Here is a 15335-nt window from a genome sequence, read left to right on the forward strand (position 1 = left end):
GCTCCGCAACGTGCGTTTGGTCATCGATCGGCGGACCGAGCTGCCGGTGAGGTGGCCAGATACTGCACTGCCTGCGCCGTCGACCCTTCCTGCGAAGGGTGGTACGTGCGCTTGAAGTAGCGCAGCGACGCTTTCACCATCGACATCGGGGTCGGGAACAGACCCGCAGCGGCCACTCGGCGGAACTCTCGGAACGACGGTGTGCGCTGCTTTGCGGGAAGGTGCGCCAGCGTCGGATCCTGGCTCATGAGAAAGCGAACACCGCGGGTCCAGAACCACACGAGCGTGGGCGCGATGACGACGTAGGTTCGGATCCGACGGGCCGGGCGGACGTCGAAGTACCGCATCACCTCGTAGGCCACCGATCGATGCTCGACTTCTTCGGCTCCGTGCCACCGCAGCAGGTCCAGCATGATCGGATCGATGTCCGCCTCGTCCAACGCCGTGGCATTGAGAACCCAATCGCCGAGAAAAGCGGTCAAGTGCTCGGCGGCGGCGATCAGGGCGAGACGTTCGACAAGGCTGTTCTGGCCGTGGCCGGTCCGGTTGCCGAGAGCACGGCCGAACAGGAACTTCATCTGATCGACGTACGGATCGACGTCGATGCCGTGGGCCCGAAGCTGATCGTGCACATCGGTGTGCGCCTGCGCGTGCATCGCTTCCTGACCGATGAATCCGATCACGTCGTCGCGCAGCTGATCGTCGTGGATGAGTGGCAGCGCCTCCTTGAACGTGCGCACGAACCACTCCTCACCCTCGGGCAGGAGCAGGTGCATCACGTTGATCAGGTGCGTCGCGAGTGGGTTGCCGTCCATGTAGTGCAGCGGCAGCGAGTTCCAATCGAACTCCACGTTCCGCGCGTGCAGGATGACGCGATCTTCGGGGGTTCCGTCCACATCGACGGCTGCTGTCGATGTCTTCTTCGTTGGTGCAGACACAACTTCTCCTCGTCCGATGCGCACAGAACAGTAAATCGGTCCCCCGACCGTTGCGTGTCCCGAATCACGCTACGCACATCGACCATGTCACAGCAACACTGGCCCCAACATCTGTTGAGAATCACCTGGACCAGGAGATTCCGAAAGCGAAGGTTGGGACCTCTCACTATCCGTACGTGTCCCGCGGACCTCGTCCCCGGACGTGCCGTTCGCCTTTTCTCCAACTCTGGGTCGTCGGACCGGTGATGCGTAGCGAGGTCACCACGCCGTGACCGACGGCGGCAGCGATCTTGGCCAGAATCTGCGACTGCATCAGCCTCAACTGGGTCGCCCACGCCGTGGACTCGGCGGAAATACTCAACACTCCGTCCTTGAGACCGGTGGGGTCCGCATGAGCCGAGATGTCCTCGCCGACCACGCTCGGCCACCGGCCGAGCACCGCGCCCTCCGACACCTTCGCCGACCATCCGCGCTTGGACGCGATCGAGTTCGCCAGCGCCCCGAACGCCTGAGGATCACGGTCGTCCGGCCCCGCTCCCGACCAGCCCCGGCGACGACGCCCCCGCAGTGCTCTGACTCCGCCTGTCGGTGACGACCGTCCCTGTCCCACCGATTTGCCGCTGGCCTTGGCTGCGGCTCGGGCGTCCTCGAGTGCTCGACGCGCCAGATCCACGCCTTTCAGTTCCGGTACGTCACCGTTGTCCGTGGGAGTCGCGTCGTCGTCGGTCATCGATCCTCACCTTCCGAACGTGCGATATCGATATCGTTCGACAAGTCCGAGATACGCGAGATACGTCCTGCTGCACCGGAATCCGCGCTCTGCTTCGCTTCCACTCCGTAACGACGAGCGTCCAGCTCGGGTGGTACGTCTTCCGGTACCGCGGCCGTGATGAGCACCTGCTCGGCACCGGCCGCCACCGTCGCCAGCGCGGCACGCCGTTTGCGGTCGAGTTCGGCGAAGACGTCGTCGAGCATCAGTACCGGATCGGTACCGTCCTCCCGCAACAAGGCAAAGGAGCCGAGCCGCAAAGACAATGCGTACGACCACGATTCACCATGGCTGGCAAAGCCTTTCGTCGGTTGGTCACCGAGCATCAGTTCCAGGTCGTCGCGGTGCGGTCCGACCAGGCAGACCCCGCGTTCGATTTCACGCTGTCTCATCACCGAAAGTTGGTGGAGGAAGGCAGCTTCGAGAACTTCTGTGTCGTCGGGCTCGGGTGCACGGTCGGCATCGGAGAACTCCGGTGGGAGCGCCTCGGCCAGACTGCAGCGATAGGCGACGGCAGCCAACCGCGACTCGGGTGCGATCGAACTGTAGGCCTGTTGCACGAACGGCATCAGCTCGTGCACCAAAGCTATTCTGGCAGCGAGCAATCGAGCTCCGTGCGCTGCCAGATGACCATCCCAGACGTCCAGGGTGGCGAGCGCACTCGCGCCGTCGCCCGAGGACGATCCGCGACGCAGCGATCCACTCGCCGTCTTGAGCAGAGCCGATCGTTGCCGCAGCACCTTGTCGTAATCGGCACGGACGGTGGCCATTCGAGGAATCCGAGTGGTCAGTAGCTCGTCGAGATAGCGGCGTCGCTCGCCGGGATCGCCGCGCACGAGCGAAAGATCCTCGGGAGCGAACAGCACACTCTGCAACACCCCCAGAATCTCACGGGGGCGCCGCAGCGGAGACCTGTTCATCCGAGCCTTGTTGGCTCTGCCTTCGAGGAGCTCGACATCGATGATCAGTTCGCGACCGTGATTGACCACGGCACTGCCCACGAAGGCCTTGGCAGCACCGGCTCGAATCATGGGAGCGTCCGACGACACACGATGCGAGGACAACGTCGACAGATAGTTGAGCGACTCGAGCAGATTGGTCTTGCCGTGTCCGTTGGGCCCCACGAACACGGTCGAGCCCGGTCCGAGGTCGACGGTGAGATCGTCCCAGGATCGAAAATCGTGCAGCTGCAGAGACCGAACGAACACTTACTCGGTGTTCTTCGGCGCCGGGGCGCGCAGGGTCTCGTCGGCATCGGCCTTCTTCACCGCGTGCCCGCCGAACTGGTTGCGCAGTGCGGAAACAGCCTTCATTGCCGGTGAATCCTCTTGCCGCGACGCAAATCTCGCGAACAGGGCCGCGGAGATGACCGGCGCGGGGACCGCGTGGCGAATGGCCTCCTCGACGGTCCAACGACCCTCACCGGAATCCTCGGTGTAGCCGGAGATCGCACTGAATTCCGGATCCTGGCCCAGCGCTTCGACCAACAGGTCGAGCAGCCACGATCGCACGACCGTGCCCTTGCTCCAGGCTCGCAGTACGCCCTGGACATCCTGCACGAGTTCTTCGGCCTCGAGGATCTCGTAACCCTCGGCGTACGCCTGCATCAACCCGTACTCGATGCCGTTGTGCACCATCTTCGAGTAGTGGCCTGCACCGACCGGACCGGCGTGCACGAAACCGTCCGCACGCTCGCCTTCGGGACGCAAGGCGTCGAAGATCGGCATCGCCCGAGCGACGTGCTCGTCCTGACCGCCGACCATCAGACCGTAGCCGTTCTTCAGGCCCCAGACCCCACCGGATACTCCGGCGTCGATGTAGCCGATTCCCTTGGCGTCCAACAGCTCTGCGTTGGGCTTGTCGTCGGTGAATCGAGAATTTCCGCCGTCGATCACCAGATCGCCCGGCTCGAGCACATCGGCCAGACCGGTGATGGTGTCGCGGGTGATCTTGCCCGACGGAACCATCACCCACACCACACGAGGCGCCGTCAGCGCCTGGGCCAGACCGGCCAGTGACGGAGTATCGGTCACCTCCGGTCGGGGGTCGTAGCCGACCACCTCGTGACCGTGCTCACGCAGTCTCTCGCGCATGTTGAAGCCCATTTTTCCGAGACCGACCAAGCCCAGCTGCATGATGAGGCGTCCTTGTCTGTGTCAGGTGCGAAAGTTCGCGCGGGTTCAACAGTAACCAGACCGGATCAGCCCGGCAGCCTGACCGGCATCAGCAAGTACGTGTACTCGGACTGCGGCGCCGCGAACTTGCCCGCGTCGTCGGGCACCAATTCCTCGTCCGAGGTCGGCCGCAGCACTGCGGGTCGGCTCGGCGTCGTGAATCCGAACGTGACCTTCTCGCTGTGCAGCGACGACAGGCCGTCGATGAGGTAACCGGGGTTGAACGCGATGGTCAGAGCCTCGCCCTGGAAATCGGCGGGCAGCGCCTCCTCGGCGCGACCTGCATCGTCTCCACCTGCGGAGAGCAACACACCCTCGCCGTTGAATTCCAGTCGAACCTGCGCGCCACGCTCGGCGACGAGAGCCACACGCTTGATCGCTTCGATCAGCGACGCGATCTCGAGGGTCGCCACCGCAGTGTGTTCGGCCGGCAGCAACTGACGGAACTTCGGGAATTCGGCGTCGAGCAGACGCGTCGTGGTGCGGCGCCCATCGCTGACGATGCCGAGCAGCCCGTCACTACCGATGGTCGAACCGGAACCGAGGGCCAGTTCGACGGGTGAGCCGGAGTTACCGCCGAGGGTTTTGGCCGACTCGGACAGGGTCTTGGCCGGGATGAGCACCGCGGTGGTGGTATCGGCGCCGGCGGGTGTCCACTCCACCTCTCGAACGGCCAACCGGAAACGGTCGGTGGCCGCGAGAACGACGTTGGTGCCGTCGATCTCGACGCGGATGCCGGTGAGCATCGGCAGTGTGTCGTCCTTGCCCGCCGCCACGGCGACCTGGGCAATTGCCTCGGAGAAGACATCGCCGGCCAGCGAACCGGTGTTGTTGGGCAGCTCGGGGAGCTGCGGGTAGTCCTCCACCGGCATCGTGGGCAGTGAGAACTTGGCGCTGCCGCAGTTGACCAGAACGCGGGTTCCGTCGACGGTGACGTCGACCGGCTTGTTCGGCAACGACTTGGTGATATCGGCAAGTAGCTTGCCCGACACCAGAACTCGGCCGGCAGTGGCAACTTCGGCGGAGACCTTGACCTGAGCGGAGACCTCGTAGTCGAATCCGGAGACCGTCAGACCCTGGTCGTCGGCGGCAAGAAGAACTCCACCGAGAACGGGAACGGGCGGCCGGGACGGCAGGCTACGAGCCACCCACGCGACGGAATCGGAAAAATCTTCACGAGCAACGCGAAACTTCAAACTTCCAAGCTCCATCGCTCGGCATTTCCTCTCGTTCGGTGGCGTTCGTCTTCACGATCCGGCGGTGCAACCACGATGGTTGCCGCTCGAACCGATGCAACGACGAGTGTGGCACATCCAGCGCAAGCACACCGTATGCCCTCCGAACCCAAGACGGAAGCGCGAGGGTCTCGCCGAACTCGGGATTCGGGTGTCCCCGAGGGGCCTGTGAACGGATCGTTCCCCAGCACCTGTTTTCAAAGAAGTTCTTTCAAGGAGAAAACAGAAGTATTAATAGGTCCTGTGGAATCTGTGCACGGAGCACTCGATCCGCTGGTGGCCGAGCGTGGTGTCGTGGGGATGAACTCGGGACCAATTCGTGGTTGACGAACCGCTGCCTGTGGACGAATCACATCGGTGCACAGGCGCCCACACTCCATCCCCAGAACTTCGATGTTGTCCACATGGTTATCCACAGGTGTGAATCAATGGTCGACGCCTCGAAAAATCACCGAATCCGCGTCGAGAATCGGTCCGCCGAACGACGAGAAAAGCACGACGGCACCGAACCCGCGATGGGATTCGGTGCCGTCCGACGAGTCGGTCCGTGCCGGGTCGTCTACCTCTTCGAGCGCTGCTTGATCCTCGCCGTCAGCTCCTGGACCTGGTCGTAGACCTTGCGACGCTCGGTCATCTCCTTGCGGATCTTCTTGTCCGCGTACATCACCGTCGTGTGGTCGCGACCGAACGTCTGGCCGATCTTGGGCAGCGACAGATCGGTGAGCTCACGGCAGAGATACATCGCGATCTGCCTGGCCATGGCCAGTGCTCGGGCCTTACCCGGACCGCACAGGTCCTCGATGGACGTGTTGAAGTACTCCGCGGTCACGGCCATGATCGTGGCCGCGTTGATCTCCAGACTCGACGAATCGGGGATGAGATCGCGCAGGACCACCTCGGCCAGGGTGAGGTCGAGTGCCTGTCCGTTCAGCGATGCGAAGGCCGTCACTCGAATGAGGGCACCTTCGAGCTCACGAATGTTGCGTTCGATCCGGCTGGCGATGAGCTCGAGCACGTCGTGCGGCACATCGAGCCGATCCATCCGAGCCTTCTTGCTCAGAATTGCGATGCGCGTCTCGAGCTCGGGTGGCTGCACATCGGTGATCAGGCCCCACTCGAAGCGGGTACGAAGTCGCTCCTCGAGCGTGGCCAGTTGCTTCGGTGGCCGGTCCGACGAGACGACAATCTGTTTGTTCGCGTTGTGCAAGGTGTTGAAGGTGTGGAAGAACTCCTCCTGGATGCCTTCCTTGCCCTCGATGAACTGGATGTCGTCGACGAGCAGCACGTCGGTCTCCCGGTAGCGGCGCTTGAACGCCACCTTCCGGTCGTCACGAAGACTGTTGATGAAGTCGTTGGTGAATTCCTCGGTCGAGACGTACTTGACGCGCATGCCCGGGAACAACCGCTGCGCGTAGTGGCCGGCCGCGTGCAGCAGATGCGTCTTGCCCAGACCCGACGCCCCCCAGACGAACAGTGGGTTGTAGGCGCGAGCAGGTGCCTCGGCGATGGCCACCGCGGCTGCGTGTGCGAATCGATTGGAGGCACCGATGACGAACGTGTCGAAGGTGTACTTCGAGTTGAGGCTGTTGGCGCCCGAGGACGGTGGCGTCGAGTCGGGAGGCTTGGTGAAATACGTCGGCCAGGAGTTCTGGACGCTGGCCAAGGCCTCGCGTTCGTCGTCGACCTCTTCGTAGTCGGCGGTTTCGGAGTCCGACGGCTCGTCGTCTCTGCTGGTCAGGATTCGGCGTCGGTAGGTAGGAGAACTGACTGCATCGGGGTACGTGGATCGCTCGGCCTCGATCTTCTCGTCCTCGGGAGCCGAGATACGCACACCGAGTCCCTCGACACCCTGTCCCAGGTGACGCCCGAGGGCGCCGAGGATGGGTTCGCGAAGATCTCGCTCGATCGCTTCCTGCGCGAAGGTCGACGGAACTGCGAGCAGTGCGAACCCCTGCGTCAAGGTCAGCGGTTTGACCAGCGCGAGCCAGGCCTTCTGGCCTTTGGTCAGCGGCGACCCACTGTGTCGGTCGGATGTGAGCTCCGCGACCACCTCGGGCCAGATGCGCGCGAGCGCATCCGGATCGTCGTTCACGTTGGGCCCTCCGTCGTCGAGCATTGGTCTCGGGCGGTGTTCGACGCGTGAATTCGTGCGTCGTTTCGTACCCGCGCAGCAACAGCGTCGGATAGCGTCGTCGTTCGTGCGTCGCTGCGGCCGAGACCAGGGTCCGTGGGTGGACCCCGCAAGGTACGAATATGCCACCTGAACTGTGTTTCCACACAATTATCCACAGGTGTGGATAAACGACACCGATGTGACCCCAGAACGCGTTTCGGTTCGTGGTATGGCGTTTGCGCCAGTCTGACCTGCATCGATGCCGACTGTCTGTCGTGCGATCGGACGAATTGTGTCGCAGTGCCTGCTCGTTCGGCGGCGATGTCGAGCACCGTCACACCATCTGTGGCCCCGGACCGGCACTGCCTGTGCATGAACGACGGCACGGTGCACTCGGGAGCGAGTTTGACCGGCAGTGACTCGATCAGTACTCTCGAACAGTCACCCAATAGCGAGGTGGCCGATGCTTGCTGGCTGCTCACAGTCTGTCTTCACTCGGATTTCTCGCTCGGGAGGCTAGCGACTTCATCCGAACTCGCTGAGAACCTTTACAGCAGGCGCCGACAGATCGGCGTCGTCGAATCTCGAGGAGTGTTGACCGTGGCCAAGGGCAAGCGGACGTTCCAGCCGAACAATCGCCGCCGCGCGCGCGTTCATGGCTTCCGTCTTCGTATGCGTACCCGTGCGGGTCGTGCAATCGTTTCCGCACGTCGCGGCAAGGGCCGTAAAGAACTCACAGCCTGATATCTGTTCGTCCGAAGCTTGGAGCTCGGGATGCTTCCTGAGCCGAATCGACTACACCGAGCACGTGATTTCTCCGTAGCGGTGCGTCGAGGACGCCGAATGGGTAGATCGGATCTTGTGGTTCACGCCGTCGTGCGTGACGAACAGGACATCGCATCGACCGTTCGCGGGCCACGATTCGGATTGATCGTCAGCAAGGCAGTCGGGCCGGCCGTAACTCGTCATCGAGTTGCGCGCCGGCTTCGGCATATCTGTACCGACGTCATCGGTGAGCTCCCCGAGACCACCGACGTGGTGATCCGTGCACTGCCCGGAGCCGCGCGCGCGTCCTCGGCAGATCTATCGATTCAACTGCGTTCAGGATTGAAGAAGCTCGGTCTTCTCGAAGCTCCGAAGGGTCCGCCGTCATGACATTCATGGGCAACCTTCGTTCCATTCCTGCTCGAACACTCGTCTACGTCATCGGGTTGTACCGGACATACGTGTCCCCGATGAGACCTCCCACCTGTCGCTTCTCCCCCACCTGCAGCGAGTACGCCATCGAGGCCCTCCAGGTGCACGGAATGACGAAGGGCTCGTTGCTGGCAGTCGTCCGCCTCCTCAAATGTGCTCCCTGGCACTCTGGAGGGTGGGACCCGGTACCCGAACCCGGTAGGTGGCGCGCGATCGTCACCGAACCTACCGAAACCGAAGAACACCACGATCTCGTGCGAGTGGAAGAACAGAGGAGTACATAGAGCCGTGCTCGACTTCATTTACTACCCGGTTGCCTGGATTCTCTGGGTGTGGCACAAGGTGTTCGGCTTTGTGTTCCAGGATCCCAGCAATGGGTTCGCCTGGGCACTGTCCGTCGTCTTCCTGGTCTTCACCCTCCGCCTGATTCTGTACAAGCCCTTCGTCAAGCAGGTTCGCACCACGCGGCAGATGCAGGAGCTACAGCCGCAGATCAAAGCGCTGCAGAAGAAGTACGGCAAAGACAAGCAGAAGATGGCCGTCGAGATGCAGAAGCTCCAGAAGGAGCACGGCTTCAATCCGCTGATGGGCTGCTTGCCGGTGCTGGCGCAGGCGCCTGTGTTCATCGGCCTGTTCCACGTACTGCGCTCGTTCAACCGCACCGGTACCGGTTTCGGTCAGCTCGGGTTGACTCCCGAGGAGAACCGCGAGCTGTCGAACTACGCGTTCAACGTGGCGGACGTGCAGTCCTTCCTGGACGCCCGCCTGTTCGGTGCACCGATCTCGGCGTGGATCACGATGCCGCAGGACCAGCTCAATGCCTTCGCCGTAGGACCGGATGCGACCATTCCGTCCACCTGGGTCATCGCAGCAGTCTCCATCCCGCTGATGATCATCGCGGCCATCATGACGCACCTGAACTCGCGCGCATCGGTCGCGCGTCAGAGCGCGGCGGCCGCAGCGAACCCGCAGTCCGCGATCATGAACAAGCTCGCGCTGTACGTCTTCCCGCTCGGTGTTCTCGTGTTCGGTGCCCTGCTGCCCGTCGCGATCCTGCTGTACTGGGTCAGCAACAACACCTGGACCTACGCGCAGCAGCACCTGGTGTTCGGAAAGATCGACAAAGAAGAAGCCGCGAAGGTCGCTGCCGCAGTGGAGAAGCGTTCCGAGAACGCGCCCAAGCCCGGTGTGAAGCCGGTATCGACCACCAAGCCGAAGCCAGGTGCTCGTCCCAAGCTCTCGAAGATGACGCCGACGAGCGATTCGTCCGTGGCGGAGACCGGCGAGGGCAGTTCCGGTTCGACGACCGGTGCCGCAACGCCGGCGAAACCGAGACCGCAGGCGAACCGGAACAAGTCGACCAAGCGCAAGCGGCGCTGACCGACACGTCGAGAGAAGGACGAACATGGCAGCGGACGTAGAAGAAGCACAGAACGACGAAGTACGGACAACCGGCGCGGTATCCGGGGATGGAGCGAGTGACGTGGTGGTCGAGGCCGATCAGGTGGGTGCAGTCGACGCGGAGGCAGATCGGACTCCTGTGGTCGAGGAATCCGATGACTCGGGAGTGGTCGAGGACAAGACCGACGAGGATGACGAGGACGAGGACGACGAGGATTATCTGGTCGAGGAAGGCGAGATTGCCGGCGACTACCTCGAGCAACTTCTGGACGTCCTGGACTTCGACGGCGACATCGATCTCGACGTGGAGGGTGATCGCGCGATCGTCAGCATCGACGGCGGCGACGATCTCGCCAAGCTCGTCGGTCGCAAGGGCGAAGTTCTCGATGCACTGCAGGAGCTGACTCGTCTCGCCGTTCAGCAGTCGACGGGTGAGCGCAGCAAGCTGATGCTCGACGTCGCCGGCTGGCGCGCCAACCGGCGTACGGAACTCGGCAACCTCGGTGCCGAAGCAGCCCGTCGCGTTCTGGAATCCGGTGAACGCGAAGAACTGACCCCGATGACTCCGTTCGAGCGAAAGATCGTGCACGACGCGGTCGCGAAGATCGACGGCGTCGCGAGCGAAAGCACCGGCGTCGAGCCGGCCCGACGAGTAGTCGTCGTCAAGGCGTAACTGAGCCTCCCAGTCGATGGCCCCCACTTCGGTGGGGGCCATCGTCGTATCCGGATGTAGCCGCACATCCTGGCAAATATCATCGATGTAATTTGTGCGCCGAGCAGACGACGATGTTGCCGGTTCGATCGATTTCCTCGCCGAATTACCAGATCCAGGCATCCAGTGCGCTTTCGTCACTGTGACGGCAACTATGGCGGTGTGACGCGTCGGTATCGAGCGCACATTGTGCGGAATGTTTCACGTGAAACGTGCGACATCGATGTCGTCATCGTCCAACCATGTTGCGTCCGTCGCAGTGCTGTTCTCGCGGACGCTGGTTCTAGGCACCGCGCACACTGGGCCGTCGTGACGTTCGTTCTCTGATGAAGTTGAGACATTTCGACTGCTATTCGAGACGGTCCGGAGCCGGGGCGGTTTCACGTGAAACAGTCCGATGCCAGTTGGGTGTCCGGATCGAGTTCGGCGCAGCAGTGAAACTGAGTTCGAGACACTCAGCGAAGAAATAGCGACGGGCATCGATCGCGCAGGGTGTGTGCCGACGATCCGGCCGAGGGCATATACGTGGGACAGGACATCCGGCCGTCGCTGTGGGATTCGATGTCGGCAAAGATCGGCGTTGCCGGGATTCGGAGATAGACAACAGCGGGCCCGGGCTCATGGACGATCCTTCCGACGACGATGCGACTCACCTTGGACAGTCGCGCATCGATCGTTGTGAAGGTCGAGAGAATCGTTCGATTGCTGTAGCCGCGGCGGGAACTCCAGCGCGATACGAAGTGCCCGTACCGCGAAGCCGACGATGAGGCGATACTCGCGGCGTTGTCGATCTTCGAGAGGGTGCCCGTCGAAATCTCCGCGGGCTCGATTCGGGGACATGAGCGAGGGCCGACGATGTGCTCGAGACAGTTGCACGGGAGCACTCGTCCAGCGATCGACTGTGTACGACTGCTGACCCATCCGGCTGATCCACATGCAGTGTGGGTGCGTCTGGAGTTCGGGTGCAGCGGCTGGGTGCTCGAGGCGATCGCGATGTGATCGAGATCGAAACTGTGGACTCTCCCCCGTCCGTGCCCGGCCGCGAGATCGAGGATCTCCGGGACGCCATTGCGGCCGAGAATGTCTGCGGTGTGCATCGGCTACCCGCGATCGTTCTGCGATGACGTTTGACGCGGGGCTGAGCAACGGTGGGTCGGTTTCACGTGAAACCTCGTTCTCGAGGATCCGCGTCATCAAGGCGTAGCGCCACCGACTGTGATCGTTCGCCGACGGGATGGACCCGTCCCGCGGTATCGGTACGGCGGCGTTGGTGTGGATCGCACCGGGCCCATTCGGTTGGATTCTGGAGGCTGCTGCCAGGTGCGGACGAACCGATCGATTGCGTCGGCTCTTCTCCCATCGACTTGTTGCTCAGTCGACGAACGTGTGCCCTATCGAGTCGGTGCGCGGTAGGCGATTGAGTGCCATCGATGGGAGGTGAAGTTTCACGTGAAACATGATGTGGGGTCGGTGGACCTCGATTCGTCGACAGGACCGAGTCCGTCGGGGATGGATAGGTCGGCCTGATTCTGATTGGGGCTGGAGATCATTGATTCGAGCGCACGGGCGGATCGGTTTGCTCGGACGGACCTGGCCGAAAACCGGCTGGCTCGCCAATCGTGACTTGCTACGGCTCGGTCCGAAGGGAGCCCGCACGGCGCCCGTGGTGTCGCCAATTCCGGTGCGAAAGTCGCAATCCGCCGAGTTACAGCGATGTCGTTTGGCGTTCCGCGCTCGGGCACGGGAAGATGTTTCACGTGGAACAAGAAGGCTCGGACAGCAACCAAGTGATGGCCGTGGCAGAGCAGATCTTCGGTGACCGGCTCGAGTTGGCACGGAGGTATCACGACTCGTTGGCAACGGCAGGCGTCGAACGAGGACTCATCGGACCGCGTGAAGTTCCACGGCTCTGGGAGCGACACATCCTCAACTGTGCGGCGATCGGTGAGCTCATCGATGAAGGCGAGACCGTCGTGGACATCGGCAGCGGCGCGGGCTTGCCCGGGATCCCGCTGGCGATCGCGCGACCCGATCTGCGCGTGACACTCGTCGAGCCCCTCCTCCGGCGGACCGTGTATCTCGCCGAGTTCATCGAGGAACACGATCTGAACATCTTGGTCGTGCGCGGCCGCGCGGAGCAGCCCGGCGTCAAGAAGGAAGCCGGCGGCGCCGACGTGGTGACGTCGAGGGCGGTGGCACCTTTGGAAAAGCTTGCAAAGTGGTCGCTGCCGCTCGTTCACGAGCACGGTCGAATGCTGGCTCTGAAGGGTTCGAGCGCCGCTGAAGAGATCGAACGTGACCGGGCTTCCCTCGCTCGGATGGGTGCTGGCAAGCTGGAGGTAGTGGAGTGCGGAGTGGGGCTGTTGCCCACTCCCACCATTGTCGTCAGAGCGGTGCGTGAGCCGCGGAGACTGAGTCGTCACTGAAGTCGATTGCGGGCTCACACGCCGCGCGCTCGACCCGATCGATCGTATTGAACACAGTCAGTTCCGCACTAAGGAGCACATATGTCGGGTGGGTCCGATCCCGCTGTTTCACGTGAAACAGCGCCCAAGAAGAACGCCTCGAGCAACTCGGAAAACAAGTCGGGGGTGACGGCCGGCTCAGGGTTCGAGTACACCAACGCGATCTCACCGAACGACACCCCCATCGGTGCCGCGGCACATCGAGCCAGCCAGGTTCTGCATCCCGGATCGGTGTCGCTGCCGAAGCCGGCGAAGCGACGCATGCTGACCATTGCCAACCAGAAGGGTGGCGTCGGGAAGACGACGACCGCCGTGAACCTGGCTGCCGCGCTCGCGCTCCAAGGCCTGACGGTTCTCGTGGTCGATCTGGACCCTCAGGGCAACGCCAGCACCGCGTTGGGCGTCGAGCACCACTCGGGTGTGCCGTCGAGCTACGAGGTCCTCATCGGTGAGGTGAGCGCCAAGGACGCCGTGCAGAAGAGTCCGCACAGCGACCGGTTGTTCTGCATCCCGGCAACCATCGACCTCGCCGGAGCCGAGATCGAGTTGGTGTCGATGGTCGCTCGCGAAGGGCGCCTCAAGACGGCGCTGTCCGTGGAGGAGCTCGCCGGCATCGACGCGGACTTCATCCTGATCGACTGCCCGCCGTCGCTCGGTCTGCTGACTGTCAACGCGCTCGTGGCCGCGACCGAGGTACTGATTCCCATCCAGTGCGAGTACTACGCGCTCGAAGGCGTGGGTCAGCTCCTCCGCAACATCGAGCTGGTGCAGTCTCATCTGAATCCCGAACTGCACGTCTCGACCGTCATCCTGACGATGTACGACGGCCGCACCAAGTTGGCGGACCAGGTAGCAGAAGAAGTACGCAAGCATTTCGGGGACGCCGTCTTGCGCGCCGTCATCCCCCGCAGCGTGAAGGTATCCGAGGCTCCCGGGTACGGCATGACGGTGTTGGATTACGACCCCGGTTCGCGAGGTGCGATGAGCTACCTGGACGCCGGACGAGAGCTCGCTGCCCGATCGGCCGGCATCGACGAAGCACGAAAGAAGTAACCAGATGAGTTCGACACGTAAGGGTGGTCTGGGTCGCGGCCTGGCCTCACTGATCCCCACCGGACCTGACGCCGGACCACGCCTCGGTAACGCCGCGGCAGACGTGATCATCGGCGCGGATCGCAACGCCAAGGACCGTCCCGATACGTCCACCAAGCCGAAGCGAACCGCACCCGCCGACGATCTCACCGAGACAGCCACGGCGCCCACTCCGACACCACCGGTGCTGAGCGGAGACGACCTATCCCCCGTCGGTGCCGTCTATCGCGAGATCGCACCGGACCGAATCGAAGCCAATCCGAAGCAGCCGAGGCACGTCTTCGACGACGAGTCGTTGGCCGAACTGGTGCACTCGATCCGTGAATTCGGGCTCATGCAGCCCATCGTGGTCCGTCTCGTATCGGGTTCCGCTGCCGCCGGTGACGCAAAATATCAGCTCGTCATGGGCGAGCGTCGGTGGCGTGCAAGCCAGGAAGCCGGCCTTGAGTCGATCCCCGCGATCGTTCGGGAGACCGCGGACGATGCGATGTTGCGCGATGCTTTGCTCGAGAACATCCACCGGGTACAGCTCAATCCGCTCGAAGAAGCGGCCGCGTACCAACAGTTGCTCGAGGAATTCGACGTCACGCACGAGGAACTGGCTGCGAAAATCGGTCGGTCACGGCCGGTCGTCACCAACATGATTCGTCTGTTGAAGCTGCCGATTCCCGTGCAGCGACGAGTGGCGGCCGGAGTTCTGTCGGCCGGACACGCCCGCGCCTTGCTGTCGCTCGACGCTGGGTCGGATGCGCAGGAGTCGTTGGCGGCGCGAATCGTCGCCGAAGGTCTCTCCGTTCGCGCGACCGAAGAGGCCGTCACTCTCGCCAATCGGGAGGACGGAAAGAGCCCGGATCCGGCACCTCGACGCAAGCCGATTCAGATGCCGGGCCTCCAGGACGTCGCCGATCGGCTCTCGGATTCGTTCGACACTCGGGTGACGGTCAGCCTCGGCAAGCGGAAAGGCAAGATCGTGGTCGAATTCGGTTCGGTCGACGACCTTCAGAGGATCGTCGAGATGATGGAAGCACAGAAGAAAAAGTAGTGGCGAATTTTCAGGACCAGTCATACGCGGTCGAAACGTCACTGTGACGTAGCTCGGTCGGAGGCGGTCACGAATGTTCGCGATATGGTCGAAAAATATTGTTATACAACGCATTTGAATGATTCGCTCCGCTCGACGGGTTCGACGATGGAATGGCGGGGGTGACGCCTGCGGAACAACCCATGTGACATCCTTGT

At 62.7% G+C, this 15335-nt stretch carries 15 protein-coding genes; 9 read left to right on the top strand and 6 right to left on the bottom strand.

The features are described from left to right. Positions 1–20: 20 nt before the first annotated feature. The 6 genes from CH276_RS09620 to dnaA all read right to left on the bottom strand — a co-directional run bounded on the left by CH276_RS09620 (position 21) and on the right by dnaA (position 7208). The gene (locus CH276_RS09620) at positions 21–938 is read right to left on the bottom strand and encodes a metal-dependent hydrolase (RefSeq protein ID WP_052049959.1); all 918 of its coding nucleotides are present in this window, start codon (positions 936–938) and stop codon (positions 21–23) included. Positions 939–1104: 166 nt separating this feature from the next. Beyond that, positions 1105–1668, bottom strand: a complete 564-nt coding sequence (locus CH276_RS09625; protein ID WP_032396990.1) for a DUF721 family protein — start codon at positions 1666–1668, stop codon at positions 1105–1107. Continuing rightward, the gene (recF, locus tag CH276_RS09630; protein ID WP_094629012.1) at positions 1665–2915 is read right to left on the bottom strand and encodes a DNA replication/repair protein RecF; all 1251 of its coding nucleotides are present in this window, start codon (positions 2913–2915) and stop codon (positions 1665–1667) included. The genes CH276_RS09625 and recF overlap by 4 nt, the downstream gene beginning before the upstream one ends. Continuing rightward, positions 2916–3842 (bottom strand): phosphogluconate dehydrogenase (NAD(+)-dependent, decarboxylating), encoded by a 927-nt coding sequence (gnd, locus tag CH276_RS09635; protein WP_032396988.1) that lies wholly within the window; start codon positions 3840–3842, stop codon positions 2916–2918. 65 nt (positions 3843–3907) lie between these two features. Beyond that, positions 3908–5092 carry a DNA polymerase III subunit beta gene (dnaN, locus tag CH276_RS09640; RefSeq protein WP_094629013.1) on the bottom strand — a complete coding sequence of 395 codons (1185 nt, stop codon included), beginning with the start codon at positions 5090–5092 and terminating at the stop codon, positions 3908–3910. A 583-nt stretch (positions 5093–5675) separates the two neighbouring features. Further along, positions 5676–7208, bottom strand: coding sequence for a chromosomal replication initiator protein DnaA (gene dnaA / locus CH276_RS09650; protein WP_032397345.1), 1533 nt, complete (start codon positions 7206–7208; stop codon positions 5676–5678). A 621-nt stretch (positions 7209–7829) separates the two neighbouring features. Between dnaA and rpmH the strand changes: the two genes are divergently transcribed. The 9 genes from rpmH (at position 7830) to CH276_RS09695 (ending at position 15138) form a co-directional block, all read left to right on the top strand. Next, complete coding sequence (gene rpmH / locus CH276_RS09655) at positions 7830–7973, top strand: 50S ribosomal protein L34 (protein ID WP_026347786.1); 144 nt, start codon at positions 7830–7832, stop codon at positions 7971–7973. A gap of 30 nt (positions 7974–8003) precedes the next feature. After that, positions 8004–8384: a ribonuclease P protein component gene (gene rnpA / locus CH276_RS09660; RefSeq protein ID WP_032396986.1), complete on the top strand. Its 381-nt coding sequence runs from the start codon at positions 8004–8006 to the stop codon at positions 8382–8384. Then, complete coding sequence (yidD, locus tag CH276_RS09665) at positions 8381–8710, top strand: membrane protein insertion efficiency factor YidD (protein WP_032396985.1); 330 nt, start codon at positions 8381–8383, stop codon at positions 8708–8710. Before rnpA ends, yidD begins: the two co-directional genes overlap by 4 nt. Positions 8711–8714: 4 nt before the next feature. Further along, entirely contained in the window at positions 8715–9806 is a 1092-nt protein-coding gene (gene yidC, locus CH276_RS09670) for a membrane protein insertase YidC (protein WP_032396984.1), read from the top strand. A 25-nt stretch (positions 9807–9831) separates the two neighbouring features. Continuing rightward, positions 9832–10500, top strand: a complete 669-nt coding sequence (locus CH276_RS09675; protein WP_032396983.1) for a Jag family protein — start codon at positions 9832–9834, stop codon at positions 10498–10500. A gap of 1034 nt (positions 10501–11534) precedes the next feature. Continuing rightward, complete coding sequence (locus CH276_RS28930) at positions 11535–11663, top strand: hypothetical protein (protein ID WP_254923856.1); 129 nt, start codon at positions 11535–11537, stop codon at positions 11661–11663. Between the two features lie 624 nt (positions 11664–12287). After that, the gene (rsmG, locus tag CH276_RS09685) at positions 12288–12965 is read left to right on the top strand and encodes a 16S rRNA (guanine(527)-N(7))-methyltransferase RsmG (RefSeq protein WP_094629016.1); all 678 of its coding nucleotides are present in this window, start codon (positions 12288–12290) and stop codon (positions 12963–12965) included. An 81-nt stretch (positions 12966–13046) separates the two neighbouring features. Then, complete coding sequence (locus tag CH276_RS09690; RefSeq protein ID WP_032396980.1) at positions 13047–14057, top strand: ParA family protein; 1011 nt, start codon at positions 13047–13049, stop codon at positions 14055–14057. 4 nt (positions 14058–14061) lie between these two features. Continuing rightward, entirely contained in the window at positions 14062–15138 is a 1077-nt protein-coding gene (locus CH276_RS09695) for a ParB/RepB/Spo0J family partition protein (protein ID WP_094629017.1), read from the top strand. The last annotated feature ends 197 nt before the right edge of the window (positions 15139–15335 follow it).

Origin of the sequence: Rhodococcus sp. 06-470-2 (genome assembly GCF_002258235.1) — a bacterium.
Lineage (GTDB): Bacteria > Actinomycetota > Actinomycetes > Mycobacteriales > Mycobacteriaceae > Rhodococcoides.

Excerpts from the sequence above, each read along its gene's own strand:
- CH276_RS09625 (WP_032396990.1), bottom strand. The coding sequence starts at position 1,668 with ATGACCGACGACGACGCGACTCCCACGGACAACGGTGACGTACCGGAA.
- gnd (WP_032396988.1), bottom strand. The coding sequence starts at position 3,842 with ATGCAGCTGGGCTTGGTCGGTCTCGGAAAAATGGGCTTCAACATGCGC.
- dnaN (WP_094629013.1), bottom strand. The coding sequence starts at position 5,092 with ATGGAGCTTGGAAGTTTGAAGTTTCGCGTTGCTCGTGAAGATTTTTCC.
- rnpA (WP_032396986.1), top strand. The coding sequence starts at position 8,004 with ATGCTTCCTGAGCCGAATCGACTACACCGAGCACGTGATTTCTCCGTA.
- yidD (WP_032396985.1), top strand. The coding sequence starts at position 8,381 with ATGACATTCATGGGCAACCTTCGTTCCATTCCTGCTCGAACACTCGTC.
- CH276_RS09675 (WP_032396983.1), top strand. The coding sequence starts at position 9,832 with ATGGCAGCGGACGTAGAAGAAGCACAGAACGACGAAGTACGGACAACC.
- rsmG (WP_094629016.1), top strand. The coding sequence starts at position 12,288 with ATGTTTCACGTGGAACAAGAAGGCTCGGACAGCAACCAAGTGATGGCC.
- CH276_RS09690 (WP_032396980.1), top strand. The coding sequence starts at position 13,047 with ATGTCGGGTGGGTCCGATCCCGCTGTTTCACGTGAAACAGCGCCCAAG.
- CH276_RS09695 (WP_094629017.1), top strand. The coding sequence starts at position 14,062 with ATGAGTTCGACACGTAAGGGTGGTCTGGGTCGCGGCCTGGCCTCACTG.